General features: G+C 32.1%; 16 protein-coding genes and 1 pseudogene. 10 read left to right on the top strand and 7 right to left on the bottom strand.

From position 1 onward, the window contains the following. Positions 1–99 precede the first annotated feature (99 nt). Positions 100–1,182 carry a Gfo/Idh/MocA family oxidoreductase gene (locus QMG60_RS18785; protein ID WP_281866025.1) on the bottom strand — a complete coding sequence of 361 codons (1,083 nt, stop codon included), beginning with the start codon at positions 1,180–1,182 and terminating at the stop codon, positions 100–102. Positions 1,183–1,274: 92 nt separating this feature from the next. Here QMG60_RS18785 and QMG60_RS18780 point away from each other — a divergent pair, with 92 nt between their 5' ends. Continuing rightward, on the top strand, positions 1,275–1,655 hold the full coding sequence (locus tag QMG60_RS18780; protein WP_281866024.1) for a helix-turn-helix domain-containing protein: 381 nt from the start codon (positions 1,275–1,277) through the stop codon (positions 1,653–1,655). A gap of 181 nt (positions 1,656–1,836) precedes the next feature. On the opposite strand, the gene QMG60_RS18775 is transcribed toward QMG60_RS18780, so the two are convergent. Both QMG60_RS18775 and QMG60_RS18770 read right to left on the bottom strand, forming a co-directional pair. After that, positions 1,837–2,157, bottom strand: coding sequence for a hypothetical protein (locus QMG60_RS18775; RefSeq protein WP_057116292.1), 321 nt, complete (start codon positions 2,155–2,157; stop codon positions 1,837–1,839). Between the two features lie 106 nt (positions 2,158–2,263). Further along, positions 2,264–3,058 (bottom strand): SDR family oxidoreductase, encoded by a 795-nt coding sequence (locus QMG60_RS18770; protein ID WP_281866023.1) that lies wholly within the window; start codon positions 3,056–3,058, stop codon positions 2,264–2,266. Positions 3,059–3,181: 123 nt separating this feature from the next. Here QMG60_RS18770 and QMG60_RS18765 point away from each other — a divergent pair, with 123 nt between their 5' ends. Together QMG60_RS18765 and QMG60_RS18760 are read left to right on the top strand one after the other, a co-directional pair. Further along, on the top strand, positions 3,182–3,556 hold the full coding sequence (locus QMG60_RS18765; RefSeq protein ID WP_057116291.1) for a helix-turn-helix domain-containing protein: 375 nt from the start codon (positions 3,182–3,184) through the stop codon (positions 3,554–3,556). Positions 3,557–4,009: 453 nt separating this feature from the next. Continuing rightward, the gene (locus QMG60_RS18760; protein ID WP_281866022.1) at positions 4,010–5,224 is read left to right on the top strand and encodes a condensation domain-containing protein; all 1,215 of its coding nucleotides are present in this window, start codon (positions 4,010–4,012) and stop codon (positions 5,222–5,224) included. Between the two features lie 598 nt (positions 5,225–5,822). On the opposite strand, the gene QMG60_RS18755 is transcribed toward QMG60_RS18760, so the two are convergent. The 4 genes from QMG60_RS18755 to QMG60_RS18740 form a co-directional block, all read right to left on the bottom strand. After that, complete coding sequence (locus QMG60_RS18755) at positions 5,823–7,559, bottom strand: FAD/NAD(P)-binding protein (RefSeq protein ID WP_281866021.1); 1,737 nt, start codon at positions 7,557–7,559, stop codon at positions 5,823–5,825. A gap of 1,060 nt (positions 7,560–8,619) precedes the next feature. Further along, a complete protein-coding gene (locus QMG60_RS18750) occupies positions 8,620–9,750 on the bottom strand; it encodes a hypothetical protein (protein ID WP_134141843.1) in 1,131 nt (376 codons plus the stop codon). Then, positions 9,740–10,783, bottom strand: a complete 1,044-nt coding sequence (locus tag QMG60_RS18745; protein WP_281866020.1) for a hypothetical protein — start codon at positions 10,781–10,783, stop codon at positions 9,740–9,742. Before QMG60_RS18745 ends, QMG60_RS18750 begins: the two co-directional genes overlap by 11 nt. 96 nt (positions 10,784–10,879) lie before the next feature. Then, positions 10,880–11,659, bottom strand: a complete 780-nt coding sequence (locus QMG60_RS18740; protein WP_134141845.1) for a hypothetical protein — start codon at positions 11,657–11,659, stop codon at positions 10,880–10,882. Between the two features lie 831 nt (positions 11,660–12,490). On the opposite strand from QMG60_RS18740, the pseudogene QMG60_RS18735 reads away from it, so the two are divergent. The 7 genes and pseudogenes from QMG60_RS18735 to QMG60_RS18705 form a co-directional block, all read left to right on the top strand. Next, positions 12,491–12,586 (top strand): annotated as a pseudogene (locus QMG60_RS18735) (IS6 family transposase); the annotation flags it as partial. Between the two features lie 477 nt (positions 12,587–13,063). Beyond that, complete coding sequence (locus QMG60_RS18730) at positions 13,064–16,102, top strand: sensor histidine kinase (RefSeq protein WP_281866019.1); 3,039 nt, start codon at positions 13,064–13,066, stop codon at positions 16,100–16,102. A gap of 57 nt (positions 16,103–16,159) precedes the next feature. After that, complete coding sequence (locus QMG60_RS18725; RefSeq protein ID WP_281866018.1) at positions 16,160–16,591, top strand: response regulator; 432 nt, start codon at positions 16,160–16,162, stop codon at positions 16,589–16,591. A 394-nt stretch (positions 16,592–16,985) separates the two neighbouring features. Further along, positions 16,986–17,747 carry a LytTR family DNA-binding domain-containing protein gene (locus tag QMG60_RS18720; RefSeq protein ID WP_281866017.1) on the top strand — a complete coding sequence of 254 codons (762 nt, stop codon included), beginning with the start codon at positions 16,986–16,988 and terminating at the stop codon, positions 17,745–17,747. A 423-nt stretch (positions 17,748–18,170) separates the two neighbouring features. After that, positions 18,171–18,527, top strand: coding sequence for a hypothetical protein (locus tag QMG60_RS18715; RefSeq protein WP_281866016.1), 357 nt, complete (start codon positions 18,171–18,173; stop codon positions 18,525–18,527). A gap of 441 nt (positions 18,528–18,968) precedes the next feature. Continuing rightward, the gene (locus QMG60_RS18710) at positions 18,969–19,316 is read left to right on the top strand and encodes a hypothetical protein (protein WP_281866015.1); all 348 of its coding nucleotides are present in this window, start codon (positions 18,969–18,971) and stop codon (positions 19,314–19,316) included. A gap of 361 nt (positions 19,317–19,677) precedes the next feature. Then, entirely contained in the window at positions 19,678–20,661 is a 984-nt protein-coding gene (locus tag QMG60_RS18705; RefSeq protein ID WP_281866014.1) for an AraC family transcriptional regulator, read from the top strand. Positions 20,662–21,749: the final 1,088 nt, after the last annotated feature.

Raw genomic sequence — 21,749 nt, 5'->3', positions numbered from 1 at the left:
ATCGGATTAAAATCCCAGACAGTACAAAAACACTTAGAAATTAAGAGCTAGATTGTTAACACATGGATTTTGCAGTAATTAAGCTTTAAGCTTATTACCTTAACCTTTTGAAGACTTCTCGATATCATTGAGTAGATGTGATAGTACAACTGCGTCGTCAAAAGTTGGTGCTGTTTTCGTTTTATTTTTTATATCAGCAGCAACTCTTTTGTAAAGCAGCACCACATTTCTAATTACCGGATTATCAGGCAAACCCTCATACATTTCATTTGGAATTGGCAGGTTTTGTAATTTCGTATCTTTCCCTTGGGCTCCTTGAATTTCTAAAGGGACAAGCTGACCATGTCCAAGCGGCCCTGTTACCTGTATATCTCCTTGCGTTCCATTAATCTCCCACAAAAGGTTAGTGCCTCTTGAAACGCCGCCGCGGTAATGAATAGAAATTGCGGCTCCATTTTTCAATTGGCCTATTACCATAATCTGGTCTTCAGAGGTCTTAGGTTTTATTTCACCAATATCAGTAAGTTTTACTGTTGTGTAATTGTTTATCATTTTTGCTGTCAAAGTATCAAAACCACCCAAAACTTTAGTTAAACCTGCCAATGTATGCCCCAAGGGGATGGTCAACATTGTAGCGCCGTTTGTTTTATCGTATAGATAATAGTTAGCCGAAATTGCTTCATCTGACCAAGGACCTCCCGAGCCTAGGAGTGTAGTGGATAAAACCTTCCCTACATAGCCATCTTTAATAAGGTGCTCCAGATAAGTCAATTCTGGTGATACAACCATTTGCGTCCCTACTGCTGCAACTACATTTTTCCGTGCCGCAATCGCTGCTAATTGCTCCGTTTCAGTAAGTCCGTTACCCAAGGGGTGTTCGCAGTACACATGTTTGCCTGCTTCAAGCGCAGCCTTTACAAGATCATAATGGTAAGGGACTTTTACAGTAATAACAACCAGTTCTATTTCGGCTGATGCTATTAAGGCATCTGGGTTTTCATAAGCGATTGGTATTTCTAGTTTATCCGCAGCTATTAAAGCGCTTTCATGAGTAGAATTGGCTACTCCGATAACCTCAAAGGTATCAGACAGATACCTTAATGCAGGAAGGTGTGACTTTGATGCCCACTGGCTGTCGGGGTTAAGCCCTATTATACCAACTTTTATTTTTTCTGTTTTCATTTATTTCTATTATATTGATTGTAAAATTAATAAGAACACTATAATTTTGTAGTGTACACAACCTATTGTATGTACATACAATTTTGTAAGTAATGACAAATAGAAAAGAAAATACCACAAATAACATCAATCGAAATTTTCTTTCAGATTGTAATCTTACCTACGCCGTACAACTAATGGGCGGAAGGTGGAAACTGCCAATTTTAATACGGTTAAGTAACGGTAAAAAACGTTTTGGAGAGCTTAAAAGGATAATCCCGAACATTACCGAAAGGATGCTGACATTACAGCTTCGCGAGCTGGAACGTGATGGATTGGTAATACGGACCGTGTATCATGAAGTGCCTCCGCGGGTTGAATATGAACTTACTCCTGTAAGCAGTGCTCTCATTCCTATCTGCCTGCAATTGGATGAGTGGGGGGCAAAGCACAAAGATGTTCATTTAGGAATTTCGTCAACATTAATTCCTTAACCATAAACATGTTGCAAATAGAGAAAGATAAGGTGAATGTAAAATCCAACAAGATCTAGACTGACAAGATTTAGGTTCGAAACTTTATAAAAACAATTAGGAGAATTAAATAGGTCAATTATTCAATTGTATGTAATTCTCCTAATAGAATAATCATAATTTAAGGTCTGCTTTTGCAACTTTAATTAATTTCCAACGATTCTATAAGTTTTCCTTTAAACGTTAAATTATAGGTAAGAATAATGGGACTCCCTGGAAAAGTTCCGGATACTTCTGCTTTTAAATTTCCCTTTTCAGCATCTCCTTCAAATTCAAGCGGTTTCATTGCCGTATTGTATTCCTTTGAGCTTTTTTCTATCCAGTTTTTTATTTCTGTTTTGCTGGTATAATTTTTTCCCTCGTCAAATACGATTGCAGTTTCTGAAAAGCAATCGGCAAAAGCCGAACTGTCAAAATTGTTTTGCGCTTTTACTAAGTCTTGTATTACTTCTGGTAAGTTCATAATGTATCTATTTTATGGTTACTAATGCTTATTTATTTTATTACTTACTATTTTTATTAGACATATAGACCTCTTCTTTCAAGGTAACTATTACATATATTAAAAATCAGATCGTTGGAATTGTTCCACCATCGATTACATATTCTGTTCCTGTCAGGTAACCTGCTCTGGGTGACACCAAAAATCCAACGAGTTCAGCGACTTCTTCCGGTTTGGCTGGTCTTCCGTAAGGGATACCTCCCAAAGCTGCCATTACACCTTTTTCAGCCTCTTCTATAGATATATTACTGCTTTCAGAAATGCGCTCCATCATGCGTATTGATGCTTCGGTCATAATCCATCCTGGAGAAACGGTCAATACACGTACACCTTTTGGAGATACTTCTTTCGATAATCCTTTGCTGTAATTAATAAGTCCGGCCTTTGCGGCAGCATACGGCAGCGTGGAATCATACAAAGGAAGTTTTCCCTGAATAGATGCTATGTGGATTATTACCCCGCTTTTACCTTCAAGCATTTTTGGAAGAACTGCCTTATCCAGACGAACTGGTGCCAGTAAGTTGGCTTGTATTGTTTCTTCCCAATCTGTATTGGTTAATGCAGCAAATCCTCCGCCAGGAGTTTCAGAACCTCCCAGATTGTTTACAAGGATATCTAACTTACCGAATCTCTCCAATACTTCAGAAGCAACTTTGGCAGCAGCTTCTGGTTTGCTTAAATCTGCAGGAATGAAATGCAGCTCTTTATCTGGTGTTTCAGGTTGGTTTCTTGCGCTGATAATTACCGTAGCACCGGCATTTTTCAAACGTTCGGCTATCGCTCTGCCAGCTCCTTTTGTACCTCCTGTCACCAGTGCAATTTTGCCTGATAACTCGTTTTGATAATCTACTATTTGTTTCATAATGATTTCTTTTGTACAAATTTCAGAAGTATGCAACTTTCTCACAAGTACGGAATTACGATTCAGATAGGGATAAATTTTTCCCCTATTGTATAAATCGTAACATACTAGTACTTTTACAATATGTATGAAAGAAAAACAATACCCAACTTAAACTGCGGACTTGACCTGATAGGGGAAGTATTATATGGTAAATGGAAGATACGTTTGCTTTGGTTTATTAACGAAGGCCATAAGCGACCAAGTGAATTGCAGCGTAAAATACCAGATGCTTCACGCAGGGTCCTGAACATCCAGTTGAACGAATTGGAAGAACATGAGCTCGTTGTTAGGAAAATATATCCTGTAGTGCCGCCAAAAGTAGAATACAGTCTCACTAAATTTGGCGAGAGCTTAATTCCAGTTATAGGTGCTTTAGGCCAATGGGGTGATCAGAATCAAGAGAGACTGAAATCTTTGATCATTAAAAAATTTCCCGGAGCAGCCGATACGGAATAAAATTAAGAATCTCTAAATTAATTTTGTTCTGCTAAAATTTATACTCTTTTATTCGTTTTTTTGATTTCCAATTCCTCTACAAATTTCCGTTTCTCTTTTCCTATACTTCTATTAATACATAAATTTTCTGTGCTGTCTATTTGTATAGTTATTACATACGACAGCATTTGCAATTCCTCTATCATTATAAATAATTACAAATATCCCGAGCTGGTAGTTTTGACAATTCCTAATGCTCTGCACTTTACTTATGATGCCTGATTTTGTCTTCTGTCACACCAAATCTAATTAAGGGAAAAATCTACAATAATAACTGCACTATATCCATTTTTAGAGAATCGGTCTTTACTGAATTTTGCTGCGGAGAATGAAAACGGTCATGTTGATTATTATTAATCACACGAGATATAGAATCATTCTCAAAGAATCAGTAAAAATTTAAAACTATTAGAAATGACAAAACATGAAAACCGCACATTGGGTGCATTTGAAAAAACGTTCTGGCTGTTGGATCAGATTGATTCTAAGGACTTTGCTTTGGCAGCAGAAGTAGAAGGAAGAGAATCGGCTGATGCATGGAGACTGGCCGTTGATCAGGTTCAGAAGAGACATCCCAACCTTTCAGCAAGAATTAGAATGGATGAATTTAAAAGACCTTTTATCGAACATGTTGACTCCCTAGTCATTCCACTGAAGGTCATAGAAATCGATAACAGTTTTAAATGGGAGGAAATAGTCGAAAAGGAATTAGCAACACGATTTAATACTGAAGAGGGCCCTCTTTTTAGAGTGATTGTATTACAAAAACCTGAAGATACTGTATTGATTTTAGCAGCCAATCATACATTAGCCGATGGATCTTCACTTATGTATTTATTCAGGGATTTACTGGAGGCAGTTACAGGCCAGATTCCGCTGGTATTAGCACCGCAAAAATCTAACGATGAAACACTTGGACTTCCTGAGGATACTGCTGTTGAAGATAACGAAACTTCAATATATATATTTAAAAAACCTGATGCTGTTTCTCCTAAAGTTGAAAGTATTAAGTTTTCAAGCGAGCATACATCACAGCTTATAGAAAGATCAAGACTGGAGCAAACAACGGTGCATGGTGCAATTTGCGCTGCTGTGGTTATTGCAGGAAGAAAACTTCGCCAAGAGTGGGATGACAAAAAAATTGAATTAATTTCTCCTATCTGCACACGAAAAGCGCTTCAATTAGATGATAACTGTGGATTGAATATTACGACTCATCCCGTTTATTTTGAGCCAAAAGAAAAGCAATCTTTTTGGGATATAGCCAGATTGGCTAAATCAGGCCTCAATGGAACAGAAACAAAAGAACATGTAGAGAATTATCTTGGTTTTTTCAGAACGCTGACTTTCAACAGTGCAGATATCCAAAAAATGGTAGATATATTAAAAGAAGCATTCAATCACCAAATAATGGTTACTAATCTGGTAAAGGTGAAATATAAAACAGATTTTGGAAAGCTCAAACTTAAATCTGTATATGGTCCAATGGTTCGTTCAGGAAAGGGCTTGGAGCAGACTATTGGGGCGATCAGTACCAACGGCAATCTTTGTCTCACAAATACCAGCGACACACCTATTGCAGGTTTATTAGAAGAAATGCAGATGCTTATGGCGGAAGCCTGCAAATAGTATTCGGACAATCTAAGATAATTTAATTTTAAAGAAACACCATATGATGCATAGATGTATTGTATGGTGTTATTTATATAGACATACCTGATATCAATTTTGATGTTTTTAAAGAATTAGTACATTGATAAAAATAATTACGAATTGAAAATTTATTAAAATTACCAAAAACATAAGAGAAGTTTAATCTTTGAGAGTTAGTTTTAAAATTAACCTATTGCATTCGTTTTTTAATTAATTCCTCATCAGGAGAAAAAAAACTCTAAAAGTTTAGAACCTAAACTTGTTAGATCTTTGTTTTTTTGGATTTCTAGTTTTTAAAAGAGGGTGTGCCACGATTCTGCCACAAATCTCTGATTGCTTAAATGGAACTGTATTTACGCTGGTTAGATAGGTACGAAAAGCAGGATGGCGAAAATAAGCCAATTGGTTTAATAATATTTGCAGAAAGCAGCGGGAGCAAATTGAATTACTTGAAATAAGAATGTAAGCTTTGTAAAATTGATCATTTTGAATAAGAAAGGCAGGTATATATACATTATTTTGCCTTGACTAATTTTATATATTTACACCTGAGTTTTCTGCTGTTTTTTCTTTCTTAATAATTAAAAACTGTTAAAGAATCAGATAAAATAGATTCGACAATTAATTTTGAAGCTGCTTCACAGAAATCCAAACCAGAATAGTCTGGATTAAATCCTCCGATATAAGGTACTGCCATAATGTAAATATTTTCATTGTATGCGCCATACTGATCAATAATTTGAAAATTATCGTTCATCGCAATACCCGATACATTTAAAAAGTAATTTCCCTGCGAATCTTTCTCGACAGAACTTCCTGTTTCTAGTGCTTTAGCTGCTGTCTCGTGAGATTTAAATTTTAATCTGGCGGGACTTATCAATTTTTGCGAAAGCAGACTTTTAAATGGAAAATCTTCGTACGATAAATGAGGCTGGCCAATGCAGTCGATAAAAGTATTGTAGTAAACAGCTTGTAAATTTTCATTTTCGTCATTGTACTTGTAAAGTATGCCTCCGCCATTTTGAGGTTCTACAGAACTATTATGATTTACTGCAGCAATATCCAGAACCCCTGCATGGTGTAAAGAAAGTAATTCACTGCAGGATTTCTGCGGTACAAATGCAATTACAATAGAAATCAAAGGCATAAGTACTTTTTGTAATCGCTGCATATCTTCTGCCGAAAGATACTTTGCAGGATGGTTCATAGCAAAACTTAATACCGCCAGCATTTCTTTCCAATATACTGACTCCTGTCTTTTTATTGATTTTTCAGCCTGTATATATTCTGCCTTTAAAAGCTGGAACGGATCCAGACGTTCCCTGAGTTCCATCATTTCTTCAACAAATTCCTCTATTGACAGCTCTTTAATACGATCATAAAAGTCAGGATCTTTTTCTCGGAAAATTTCTTTAAAATTATTTTTAAAAATAAAATCAAGCGATAAAAAGCCGTCGTTATATTTTCGATGTTCGTCTATCTCTTCTCTGGTCAGCAATGAATCATTGGACAAATGAGAATCTTGTAAATGAAAACGCACCGCAGGAAGCATGCCGCTTCGGGAATGAATAACCATTTTAAAATCTGGACTCTCTGCTGCTTTTTCAAAACGAATAGTTCCATCAGCCTCTTTAATAAATTTTCCGTTACTGCGGGCTAAAGTCCTAATGGCATCAATTGCAGTAAGAGAAGATCCTCTTATTGCTATGGCATGATTCAAATGCACTGCCAATTTTGCGGGAGGATATGGCGAGTCAAAATAACCTTTTACTTTTCCCTCATATCGTATGGGCCAATGATGACCGGTACAAATTACCGCATAATCAAAAACTGCTTTATCATCTGTAGTTTCTATGGTGACATTATTGTACTCTTTATTGTAAATAATGTCCAGAACATTAGTCTGATAATGTATAGTGGTAAGAATTCCTTTTACAGAAGCGATTTGCTGCAGAAGCTCGAATTGTGAAGAAAGATAATATCCAAATAAAATTCGCGGTAGTACTTTGTATTCATTAAACTTATTGGGATTTATATCGAATTTATCCAATAATTCGGCAGGAGCAGTCTGCAGCCACTCTTCGATCGAATTGACAATTTCAGGAATTTCATTATCTGAAACATTGGTAACATGTTCTTCATTGGCGCCTTCGGTGCTGTACGGCATACCTGCTCCAAGCATGCTTTTTCTTTCAAAAATGGTAACCTCCAGATCAGTACTTCCAGATTCAACTAATCTTTTATAAAGAAAAAGGCCGCTTGGACCGCCTCCCAGAATTGCAATCTTCTTTTTAGATTTATTTTTCGGCATGTTTAAATTTTTAAACAAATATAATCTGCTTTAATATAGAAGTTTTACAGAATTAGCAACCAGTTGTTTTAAAATTCAGCTCTCAAAATCAGCTGATTATTTATTTCACAATCTAAATCATCCAGCCGACTTGATGCCTTCTGAGATGGTTTCCTCTTATTATAAATGAGAAGAGACCTGGGTCTGTGTAGATTAAATTTTTCATTATAAACATTATTAGGAATAAATCAAGATCTTAACTATTAAATGAGTGTTTAATGTTGTTGAGAATCTATCATTTCTTTGATTAGGTCATGAAAAGCTTAGGCTGGTGAAGGAATAATTGGCTGGACAGGAAAGCCTTATTAACTATGTTTTGCAGAAAAAGAGGTTCCTTAATGAATTATTAAACACTAGTAAATATTAGGTTTTATATGCTGATTTAAGAGTCGGCACATAAAAAAAAGTATACGTCGATTTTTTATCAATTTCCTTAGACAAATATTAGGTTAATTTCTGTGACCGAAGATCAGAAAGACAATCTTTTTCATAAAATCCAGAATAATTTTGATAGTTAATAATATTAGAATCTAAATTGGGCAAGAGTTAGTTTTGCCATAGAAATTTTGAGCAGTTTTAAAAAATCTGAATAGCAGTATATAATAAAAAAGCCTGTAAATCGTAAGATTTGCAGGCTTTACCACGTTTGTTATGGGTTTTTGAAAAGATTAAAAAACTTTCGTTTTGGCTTCTTTTACCCTTTTGGTGGGGAGAGCAGGATTCGAACTATATGAGTTCAAGTCCCGTCTTTGCTACGTTTTTATAAATGTCTTATACCTCAATGCACCGATTCTGCACCCAAATTGTATATTATTTATTCAATATTTACTTGTATAAGTAATAGGAAACCAACGAATTAATAATGAGTAATATTATTCTTTTTTTTGTGATACAAATATATTTAAAATACTGTAACCTCTATTGATTTATTTGCACTTTTAATTATACAAAATTTGAGGGTTAAGCGTTTAGTCGCAAAAAAAAAAGGTATCAACTCCAGTTTCAGATTTTCAACAATCTGCTATTTAAAATATTGTATTTTTCTCTCCATTTTAGCTGTTACTTCATTTTTATTCCCTTCTAAATACATCTTACATTTAATCCAGTTTTTATGATTATCGTATTCATATTCATAATATCTGTTTGCTGGCTGATTTATTTCATCTTCACTAATAAAATTGACTTCCACTAAATCGTTATTTTCATTATAGTTGAAAACCATGTCATCACTTGGGTAGGGATAAGTTTGTTGACCTGTAATATGTATTTTTTGAATATAGGTATTGGTAGAGTCGTAAGTATAAATTGCAGTAAGGAATATTCCTAAATAGTTACTCCAAGTTGCCTTGGCGATTTTGCTTTTGTCATCGTAATAACATTTAAATTTAGTGTCACAAGCATAATGAAATTTATTGTCTGAATTAGTGTCGCGATACGGGCTTGTGTTCTTTGAATCAAAATTACATTCTGTTAGGTTTCCTTTCGAATCGTATTTAAATGTCTTTACTACCAGTAGTTCGTTTTCAGAAGGTGATTTAAATACTTTTTGTTCAGGTTTAGGTTTATAATAAATCTTTTCTTCAATAATTTTATTTCCTTCAGTTTTATATTGATATTGAAACTGCCTTAGATCTCTATATCGATCTTGATATTGATTTAGTGCTATATTTGCGCTGTCTAGTTTGGCTATTTTATAATCTTGGTCAATTTTAAATCTATTTTCAATAGCAAAATTTGTCTGGATTTGTAAATCCAAATCAATGGATAATGGTTTTGAAATGCTTTGGTAAGGCAAAAAATCTTTCTTTAAAATATAGTCTTTGTCATCATATTCATATTTATATAATTTTCCCACCGGACGATCTTCATAACCTTTGGTTCTAAGAGTAATTGCTTTTTGTATAGGAAGTCCTTCTTTGTTAAATTCATAAGAATCATCATTAGCAATATCGTTTTCAAATAAAACACGGTATTTTACTAGTGGTGTAATGTTTTGTTTGTAAAAGGAATAAAATGTATTTACGGTCTTCACAGGGCCGTTTAAATTTAACGATCTGTTTACTTTTAATTTGTTTTCCTGAGCAGTGCAAAGGCTACAGTATATCAATGCAAAAACTGCAATAACTTTTTTAACATCCAATTTAATTCCCATAATATGAAATTTTTCTTTTTATACTTTTAATCACCTCGTCCTGCATGGAATTGTATCTAAGTTTACATTTTATCCAGTTGTTATGACTATCATACTCATACTCGTAAAAGACTTTTTCTTGTTTTTGCAAATTATCATTTATATACTCACACGCTATGATATCCGCATTTTTGTTATAATAAAATTTAGCTTTTTTATATTTATGACCAAAACCAGCCTCGTAAAATATTTCAACCTCAGTAACGTAATTTTCGGTAGGATGATATTTGTATTTCAGTTCTATACGTGGCTCTTGAACTTCCTGAGATTCTGCAGCATACATTTCAGTTACTTTAATTAAGCGATTTTTAACATCATATTCATACATCCATTTTTCATGCGCCCCATCTTTCTCCGTAGTATAATTATTTTCCTTGTATGGTCCTTCATAAAATAAACGCTGCTGTACCAAATTGCCTTTTAGATCATAAATGTATTTTTTGGTTTGGTATAGCTTAGTTTCAATTATCTTATTAGAATCATCTTTGTCTACAAAATATTCTTTTTCATCAGTTATTTTACCGTTTTTGCCGAAATTATATTTATACGCAAAATCCGAGTCTGAATATTTAAAACAGTTAGACCTCTTAAATGTAATTTTATTCACATTTTGCATATTTAAATTAACCATTCCCGTCCAATCGGGTACTCGATACACCTTTTTATCCAATTCATATTTGAAATTATTTTGGAGGTATTTTTGGTCATATACTAATGAATCGTGAAAATGTCTTGATATCAAACCATATTTATTAAATTCATATGATTCGTATGAGTTTTGGCGTAATATTACTATATCTGTGATATCATCTATTTCATATGCTGTGAGATCTTCTTTGTAAAAGGTACGGCCATAAACGACTGATTTGACCGAATCATTTAAATTTAAACGATACAAATCTTTATTAATTCCATTTTGATTATTGGTTTTAAGCTGTGAAAAGCAGTTTAGCGAAAGGGAAAGAAATAGTAGTAGGATTTTTATTTTATGCATTTTAAGTAATATTTATATTCGACCTGACTTGGTTAACTTATTGATGTATTTGGACTTTAAAATAATATTAGACATTTATATGGACCGCTATACAAATCAACCTTTTTGGGTGCCTGACACTTTAGATAATTGTGCCAAATGTTCTTGAATTTTAGAGACAACAGTATTGCAATTTTTAATAGCCGACAAATAATATAGGATTCCAACCATACTGCTTGTGGCATCAACGGTAGTTTCTACTTTTTTTAAAGCATCTGTTTCGTTGCCAACAGCCGTTATTTTTGTATAGGTTTCAACTATATACGGTTGTGTTCTTCTCAATTCCAGTATTGCGCTATCAAGCTTAGTACCCATAACATTAAATGCCAATCCCATTTTAGTGTAAATCCTTTTGACTTCTTCAATATTATTTGCTTTAGCAGCAGCGTCAAGTTCGGTTGCTTTCTTTTGCAACGATTGAGAAAGCAATTCAGATTTTTTGACAAAAACATTTCCATGAGCTATCAAAGCTTCATATTTTTCCTTTGGATACACTTCGTTAAATGACGGTTCACTATTTACTTTAGTTTCCGATCCCAGATTTTCGGTAGTACTATTTTTGTTTTTTTGAAGTTCAACTGAAATATCACTGAATACATCAAGCAAATTTTTATCTGTGGAAGTACTTTGAGTTAAAGAAGTACTATTCGGATTAGCGTAATTATCGTCTATTATGGTTTGACAGACTTTTTCAATTGCAGCTAATGTCTCTAGTTTGGATTTAGTGGTTTGTGTAGTTTTATTTTTTTCAATTGTTCCATTTTGGCCATAATTCACAGTAATACAAAGGAATAGTATGTAGGTGAGTTCTTTTTTACCAACTAGTTTTAATCTCATAAGTATTTTAGTTATGGATAGATTTTTTTGGGTTTTCAATTCTATAAATATATACATTATTACACTGGTGTCCACTAAAAAAGAAAATAAGTTCTTCTAAATTATTGTACATCTGTATCTTAATAGTCATTTTTGAGCGTGACGATTTGAAATGATTATTATGTTCGTAAATCAATATTATGAATACGAAATAAATCAATTTCTGGCATCGGTTGAACAACAAGTAATATATAAGACAGTAGTATGTCAGTAATGTTTCGAACTTGAGCCTTCAAATTGTTTTAATACAGTATTATAAGTTCTTGTTAAATCTAAATGCATCGACTGTGCACCCAGTTTAACTCTATCATCATAAGAAAAGCTATTATTTAATTGCCTGCTGATTCTGAAACTCTTCGATCGTTAAGTTTTCGAGTGCAGAATGTCTTCTGCAAAAAAGGTATCAACTCCCATTTAGGGTTTACATCCTTATTTTTAGCACTTCAGATAAATACTGCCTAAGCTTTTAGTCGCAAAAAAGGTATCAACTCCATGAACCTCTGTGCACCGATTCTGCACCAAATTCAATTTTTACTATTTCAATATTAACTCATACACAAAACTTAAAATAATAACGATTTACGAGGTAGTAGTATTATTCTTTTTTTTTATTATAAATATATCAAAAATATTTAATATTTAGGTTTAAGAGATTGAAGCATTATTCTGTAGTAGTAAAAAAGGCGGTTCCAAGTAATCTCTAAGCATTTCACCGCTACACTACATATTCTAGTTGCTTCCCAATAATTCAAGTACTTCCACTATCAAAGTCTATAACAGTCGTTCATTCTTAAGGTTAAAATCTGGCAAAGTAATTATCTTAACAATGTTGTCGAAATGGACCATTGTTTTATCAAGTGGCGCATACAAAACGGATTAGGTTTTAAAGTTTTGAATCTGCTTAGAAAGAATCAGATGTTTATACCAAGGATATCTACGTTTAAATCATTCTGTAAATTGAAGGGCTAACTTTTAAATTACTTAAATTGTTATGTTCGATTCTGATAGATGCGACAGAACATTTGAAGTCATTAATACAGAATGAATAAAAAAAGGTAATCACAATACAAATTCTTTAAAATTCCAGCAAGACTATATAGGCATGATTTATACGTTAATCCGTTAATTCTTCCCTTAATTCAAATAAAATGACCGTTTACTACTTTAGATTTTTTTTAATATCATTTTGAGTTTAATTTTATGATCAGCTACTTGATGATCACGGTCTGTTAATGAAAATTGGCTTCTTCATATGATGTTATCAATAATAAATTAAACAAAATTCATGTCGCTTGTGAGATTGTCTGAAAAGGTATTTATAGTATTACTTTATGATTTTTTCTTTGTTGCGATAAATATTTTCCTATGATTTTAAGATTATTAATCCTTCTATTATATGCCCCGTTCATCGTAGGACAAAATTATACTTTAAAAACTATTCCCGTTCGTAATGAACTCAATACAGATTTATTAACAAGCGATCCCTTTATTGACAAAGACGGTTTTGTATGGTATGCAGTCAACACAGAGGGAATATTTTATAAATATGATGGACGAAATCAGATAAAATATAGTATTTTCATAAAAAACAGAAGAAGGATTACTGTTTCAACGGCTAGCATCTATAATTGGATTCAAGACCAGAACGGAAATATATGGGCCATTTCAATAGAAGGGGCATATATCATAAATCCTGAGACATTTCATGTAAAGTATGTAAAATGGAAATCTTATAAATTTGGTTTGAGAGATTTTCGTGATTTGGCCTCGATTTTAGACCACAATGGCAGCATATGGATAAGCCTGGGTGATGAATATTTATTGCAATTCGATAAGAATTATAATCAAAAGACATTTGACTTCGCAAAGTCACTAAAAAGAGTAGATCCTGATTCTTTTAATGCTGATCATACTCCAAAAAATGTTAATCTCAAAATATTGAAAGAATTAAAAGATGGAAGAATTTTAATAAAATCATATCAAAATCTCTACACCTTTGACAGCAGAGGCATGCATTATATCGATCATATAAATTACGACGGCAATAAGACTCATTTTGTCGAAAATGGCTCAATTTTCCCAAGGGATAAAAGCGGAGCATATTATTTTACTGGTAGAAAGTTTAATTATAAGTACTTAAAGCAGATAGGAATGCATATGTTTGAGTACCCCTATGAGAACTTTTTATATGTGAAATCAAAGTTTTTTACAGTTGATAAAAACAGACTTTTTATCGGCTCAATCAATAGAAGTACTCATCCTCTTAAACTTACCGACACTCTAGACCTCAAAAACAATATAACCAACGACCATCTGCTTGCGGGAAAAAATAATATTGTGTGGTTTTCTACAAATGATAATATTTTTATGTTAAAAACCAATGATGGAAGATTTAAAAAATATATTCAAAATGAAAATTTTAAAATCAGCACCCGTGGCATTGTATCGGATAAATATGGTAACACTTATATAGGTTCATACAAAGGGCTTTTTAAATTGAATACCTATAGAAATACGCTGTCGAAAATTATTGATGTGAGGTACCGTTTTAATTATTATAATTCTTTGTTAATTGAACACGACTCACTATTATGGGCAATTGGAGAAGAAAATTTTGTGAAATCAATTGGATTGCACAGCGGTAAAGTAAAAACCGCACGATATGAGGGAAGGGCAAAATTTAGATCTATTTTTATAAAAGAGAAATCTGCCGATTCTTTGTGGGTAGGTTCAGAAAATGGATTGTTTGTGTTTATTAAAAGTAGTGCAAGGCTCGAAAGATATAAAATTAAAGGATTTAAAGATAATTTTACAATATACGACATTTTAAAAGACAGTAGGGGGATTTTGTGGATTGCCACAAGTAGAGGTCTGTTTTTTAAGACAAAACAAAAGTTTTTTCTAAATTATTATAAAGATGGCTTCATTTTTAAAGACAAAACTATAATGGTCATTCATGAAGATGAGGATAAAAATATTTGGATTGGCACCAACAACTCAGGTGCAATTCTGCTGAATTTCAAAACAAGTGCCATGGAGATCTATGATCAGAGCAGAGGGCTTTCAAATAATACTGTATGCGGGATATTAGAAAGCGATGGTCAAATGTGGTTTTCAACTTTTTATGGCCTGTCTGTCCTAAATAAAAGTGCAAAAAAGTTTAATAACTTTTATATGCGCGATGGAATTTCGGACAATGAGTTTAATATGAGGTCGTTTCATAAAAAAGACAGTTACACATTCTATTTCGGAGGTTTAAACGGTATAACTGAATTAAACCCTAAAAATTTCAATTTTCAAAAAAAACAATATAAAGTTTACCTTTCAAAAAAGGAATATTATTCGAAATTAAAAGGTAAAAATATAACAGATTATGGACACAGTTTTGAAACAATTGAACTGCCTTATGACAAAAATTACTTTTCGGCCGAGTTCTCCACAAATGACATGTATGATCATGAGAAAAGCGTTTACTATTATAAGATTGATGGGTTAACAGATGGTTGGCTGAATGCCGGCACTTCAGGTCTTGTAAGATTGTATAATTTACCAGCAGGCAATTATTTGCTGGAAGTGAAAGGAAAAGATTTTGAAGGTTCTGAAACGATTAACAAAATAAGAATTAGAATAAATGTTGAGCAAATATTTTTTAAAAGCCCTTATTTTATATGTTTTGTAGCTGTTTTGGGAGTTTTAATAATAATTTTTGAGTTTAAAAGAAAAACCAAAAAGCAAAGGAGAAAGTATGAAAGGGAAAAAGAAATAACTGCCTTAAAATCAAATGCCTTAAAGGCGCAGATGAATCCACATTTTGTATTTAATATTCTAAATAATATGCAAAGTATAATGATACTTAAGGGGGAAGCGGAAGCCAACAAGTATTTTGGTGCGTTTTCTAGGCTTCTGCGCCTTACACTGGATATGTCCAAGCAGGAAATCGTTTCTTTGGAAGATGAACTCCAGTATATCAACTATTATTTAATTCTAAATAATCTTCAGCTGAATAATAAACTGCAGTTTTCAATAAAATATGATGAAATCGAGAACGTAAAAAGTGTTTTCATACCAGGCATGCTAATACAGCCCTTTGTCGAAAATGCTATTGTTCATGGCCTGTCTCCTAAAGAAGAAGGGGATAAGATTTTGGAAATTAGATGTTTATTAAAGGATGGATATCTTTTTGTAATTATTAAAGACAATGGTATTGGAAGAGAAGCAGCATCGCGGTTAGTCAAAAACAGGGAATATGCGCATAAATCTTGGTCAACTGCAATTGTTAAAGAAAGAATAGACATTATAAATGCCTCTTCCAAATTACAGTATATTTCATTCAATATTGAAGATCGTAAATTAGGTAGTATAGCATTAGGAACAACAGTTACAATGAGGTTTAAAATAAATTAATGAATTCTTATTGTAAATCTGAGTTTTAAAACTAACCTTTAAATCTGCATATGAATTATGATTATATACAAGGCACTTGTTGTTGATGACGAAGTAAATAATATTTTACTGATTAAACATTTTATAAATAAATATTGTCAAAATATTCAAATAGTTGGCGAAGCTGCCACAGCCGGTAGTGCAATTTCCCTTATAAATGAACTTGAACCTGATATTCTTTTGTTGGATATTTGGCTTCACGGTAAAGATATCTTTGACATGTTAGACCTTATAAAAATTCCCAGAGCGCAAGTTTTATTTGTCACTTCGCATGAAGAATACGCAGTAAATGCAAGCAGATATGTGGAAATTGATTATATTTTAAAACCTATAATAATTGAAGAATTGATTCATTCGGTCAGCAAGTCAATATTAAAAATTGAGAAACAGCAATACTTTGATTTTAGGAAGGGGTCGGAAATAGCGAGAATTAAAAAAAGAAGCATTTAAAGCAATTGGAGATACATAAAAAATTTGATTTTAATTCTATTCCATAAGTTCGTTGAAAGATAGTACGCCTTCTTTCGATGCGCACCAGGTTTTATTCCTTATTCTATATTATTAAATGCTATTCTTTATGCCCGGACTAAAAAGAATAGTCTTTCATTTAACTATTTAATGCATTTTTTTAAGAGATAATTTATTTTTAAAGTGAATTTTAGTTTATGTTTGTTTTTTTGTTAAATTAATAATGCTAAAAAAGGTGCTTAACATGGTAAAACATGTGGCAAATATTTGATTGTCAAGTTTTAACTGAATCGATTAATTAAACTTATAGTAAAGAGAGAAGTTTGCTTCTGCAAAATATAAAGCTTAAATTCCCACTTAATACAATGAAAAGATTATGAATAAATACAAAGCAATTTTGGTCGATGATGAGCTAAATAATATTCTGCTTCTTAAGCATCTAATAAATAAGTACTGTATCAATATAGATGTTATAGCCGAAGCACTAACCATAAACAATGCGATTAAAGTTATCAATGAAATGAAACCAGATATTCTTTTTTTGGATATAAGGCTTAACGGAAGGGAGGTTTTTGAAATGCTCGATGAAATAACGCTTTCAAGGGCGCAAGTAATATTTGTCACCTCGCATGATGAATATGCTTTAAAAGCAATAAAATATAACGCCATCGACTATATTTTGAAACCGGTCATAATAGAAGAATTGATATTGTCAATTAATAAGGCTTTAACAAAGATTGAGCGTGAAAACTATTTTGATTTTAGCAGCATGAGGAACGGTAAGATAGAAAAAGATCTTGCAAACAACAGAGATTATATTGCTGTAGCTTCAATGGATAAAATTGAATTAATAAAAACTTCAGATATACTTTATTTGGGATCCGACAGTAAATATGCGACTTTTTATATGGTTAATGGAAAAGAGTATGTTTCTAATAAAAATTTAATTTTCTATGAAAATCTTCTTGATGAGACTGTTTTCTTTCGTATTCATAAATCATATATTATTAATATAAAATATACAGTGAGGATTATTAAAAGAGACGGCAGCTACTGCGAATTAGTAAATGGATTGTTTCTTCCGATTTCAAAACGCAAGCAAGAACTTTTTAACAGGTTTCTAAAAATAAAGAACTAGTCCTCAACGATACGATAAACACGCTCTCTCCGGTAATTTTTTACTATATTATCTGTCGATTCGATATACTAAAGTGATAAAGAGTCATAGTCTTTGCTATATTAAAAGCTGGCTATGGCTCTTTATTGTATTTGCAACATATTCAGTACATTACTATTTTTCGATTATCTGAAATTAAGCCCGATAATCTGAGATTAGTCCCGTTAACTACTTTTTGTTAGCATAAAGCCGCTTTTATAGCAACCTTTACTAAATATTATAACTTATTGCGGTATTATTTCATGGCTTTTTTAGAAATATTTTAGGCAGCTTCTAGAAAAAGTGTCCTCAGTAGAATTTAGGCCAATGGCTTATTATTTGAATTATACGGCTACGCCAAATATCGTTATTTGCGGGTTTTAAATTTTTTTAATAAAAAATATTATGAGAGAGATGTTTAAAGAAAAGATTTTGGTTCATGATTCATCGAATGGATTTTTAAGATTCATTAGAAATCATTACTGCAATAAGTTTACAGTTGAGGTTAATAAAAATAAGAAAGAATTTTCTTTAAGAAATGTTAAGGAATATTCTTTCGGATTCATAAACATAAATGATTATAATGATTTGATCTATGTTAAATTTATTGAATCTAAAGTGAAGTTTCTATTGATCGTTTCGACTAAAAGTGAATTCAATCAATTGAAGTTTGACGCCGATAGAGTGCTTTTCTTGGATAGTTTTTCATTAAAATCGGAAATTTTAAAACAGATTGATTTTGGTATAAATTCACTAGCGTAGAAGATCACATAATCAAGCCTTAGATGAGGTTAGGTTAATTACTAATAATTTGCCTTATGGCATAAAAACAGATTCATATGAAAAATGAAAATGAAAAAGAGAAAGAAAAATTTAAAGCATATAGCTACGGAACGTTAATAATATTCTTATTGGTATTATGGTTCATATTGCAGTATTTCGTCAAAATGTGCAATGATAGAGGTTAAATTAAGATCATATTTTTTCCATTTGAAGGCTTGAGTGTTTAGCAATTTAGCACAAGGCTGGAAACAATTATGGCATTCTGTAATTGGAATTTGCAATACATAGCAATTGCCAGCATTTTAGAATATTTTAGATTCGTATAAGTACTTATTTATGTTGCAATTTTTCAAAAAAAAAAAAAGAATCTATTCTAAAACTGAAGATCATATCTGCGGGATAGTTTTAGAACTGCTAAAATTGAGCGGAACCGATATAAATTATGATGAACTGGGAGAGAAATACTATGTAAACAATGATGAACACCATTTAAGCATAACCATCTTTTCTAATGAATATGTTATCAGACTCACCAATACGAAAGATTCGATCGCAGAAAAATACAATAAAGATTTTGTGGAAGAGATTTTAAAACTGATTAAAAATGAAAAACACCGCCGAATGGAAATGGTCATGGATGCTATTGCGTCAAGTATCGAAGGAATGGCAGAACGCTTGCATAATAGTTTGATAGAATCGAATTGCCGGCAAGTTTTTAAAACAGAGAAAAAAGATCCAAATCTAATTAGGATAAGGAAATCAATTTAGAAATGGAGACTTAGAGATGTGAATATTAATTATGCTATTAGTTTGAATAATAGATGTTTTTTAATAGATAGATAGTTTGGAAGCCACTAATATTAAGGGAACATCCTCCTAATTTGTCTACAATAGGCTAGTGATAAATTCGCGATGTGCAATGCTTTAAAGGAGAACGTTTCCCCCAGACGGCCTCAGTAAAAAATATGCATCAAGAGAAATAAGAGGATTCCCTTAATATAATGTGCAGTAATTGTCTTTGCTTAGCATAAAGAAGACTTTGTTTAAAAATGCTTGGCCTTAATTAACATTATAAACGAAAAGTTTCCTATTGTTTTTAGTTCCAGCATTTATAATCGTTTTTATAAAAATGAATGATATAAACTCACTTACAATGGATAAAGTTGCAATGAAAATAGATGCGCTTAAGTTTAATTTTGTAAAATATTGCTTGCCTTTACTGCTTTTAAAACATTTTTTTCTCATTGTACTAAATTATTATTTCAGCAATTTATTATCAGTTTTTGCTGGTGCGATCTTTATGGGAATTGTCCTGGGAATTTATTTATCTTATCTTTTTTCGCCAAATTATCATATGAAACTGACCAGTATAAGCTGTGTTTTATTTTTGTTTTTTGATTTAATTTATGGATTTCTAAACCATACAGCTTCGCTGTTTCTTTATATGAATATATTTTTATTTCCTTGGATCCTGTACATGTTTTATTCATTGAGAAAAACGATTTTTATCACCTGCAGCACCATGCTGGTTTATCCTGCCGATGCGTTCTTTGGCCGCTATTTTCAGCTTGCCCAGCAAAGCAGGCAATACGAAAGCTATACTCTTGCTTGTCTTTTGTTTTTTAATCTGGCATTGCTAATTCTTATCGTATATTATGGAACTGAAATAAACAAATACAATGCAATATTATTTTTTGAAACGGAAAAAACTTTACACGCAAACAGAAATTCCGAACAAAAAAGGGAAATAGAGGCAAAAGTTAATATTTCCTTCCAAAGGATATTTGAAAAAGTTGATTTATATATGAAAACTCAGGAGCCTTGGAGAAATCCAGATTATAGTTTAGAGCAGTTGGCGCAGGATCTCCGCTTAAGTGTTATTCAGATTTCCAGCGCTGTAAACTACAGCACGAAGAATAATTTTAAAAGTTATCTAAATGATTATAGACTCAATGCATTTGTTGAGGAGATTAAAAATCATGAAAGCAAGGATTTTTTAATGAAAGAACTTTACATGGATCTGGGGTTTAATAGTCGCGCCACATTTAATAGAAATTTTAAAACCAAGTTTAGAAAAACGCCTCAAGAATTTGTTGCAATGCATGTTTTTTAATTATAAACTTGGTAAAATGATTTAACCAATTATTCATAATGGTTTTGTATTGTTGCTTGATTCTTTTAAGAGAGGAGCCCTTGCTTCTCTCTTATTTGTATGAAAAAAATCTTAATTAGGTTTTAATTTAAGCAGCAAAAGAGATTGTTTGCCAAAAATCAGCATCTGTTGCATTAGATTTATACAGTGTTGCGATGGAATTTTGACTTTTTTATGGGCTGGTCATGATTATTAGGCAGTAGGTAATTAGAACTGATATCATATCAGGTCTAATTCTAAAATTGTGTCAGATGTAAAGCAGTAAGCCACAGATATTGTGCGGGTTAGGGGGCTAAGCCGGCTTTTTCTAAAGCTTAAGCAAACTGCTTTACACCCATAATGTCATAATTTACCATAAAAATCAGTTAAATACCATAAAAATAGATGTTAAGTGAAGTTTTTCTGGAGGTTTTTTCTCTATAAGGACAAATACCGTTTTTAGAATTTGATTTTTATAGTTTAAATATGTCTTACATTCTTACATCTTTATTTTTTAACTATTATCCTCATAAAATGGTCAAATTGCCGTTTTGTATTTTGTGTTTTAAAAAGAGGCTTTGGCCTCTTTTTTTTATGGACTTATTTTTTTTACCTACTTAATGTTTTATGAAATATTCTTCTAAAAGTCAAGCAATAATCAATATTGCGAAAGAGTCCGCTTTATCAGCATATGCCCTAAAGCGTACTTATCCAATCATGGCCAAATTAAGCATATCTCCATACCATTATTCAAAATAAAAATCAGAAAATGAAGCTTTTTATGGTATTGCAATGCTGTAATCCTGTTTAATTTTTAAGCATCTGTGCTGAATTTCAAGTAGAAATATATAAAAAGATATCTTATTGTTTTCTTTTTGGGAGTTACATCAATTATATATTTTCAAAAGCGGCATATAAGATTTTTGCTCCGTAATAAAACTTTGTATCATAGATTAAAAGAGTTATATCTGTAGCAAAACCTTAGATCAAAAATATATAAAAAGTGTTTTAAATTATTGATTTATAGGTGTTTGTTAAAATGAGATACTGTATTTTTAAATTGATTCATC

Origin of the sequence: Flavobacterium sp. GSB-24 (assembly GCF_027924665.1) — a bacterium.
Classification (GTDB): domain Bacteria; phylum Bacteroidota; class Bacteroidia; order Flavobacteriales; family Flavobacteriaceae; genus Flavobacterium.
This window is presented reverse-complemented; position numbering and strand designations above follow the sequence as displayed.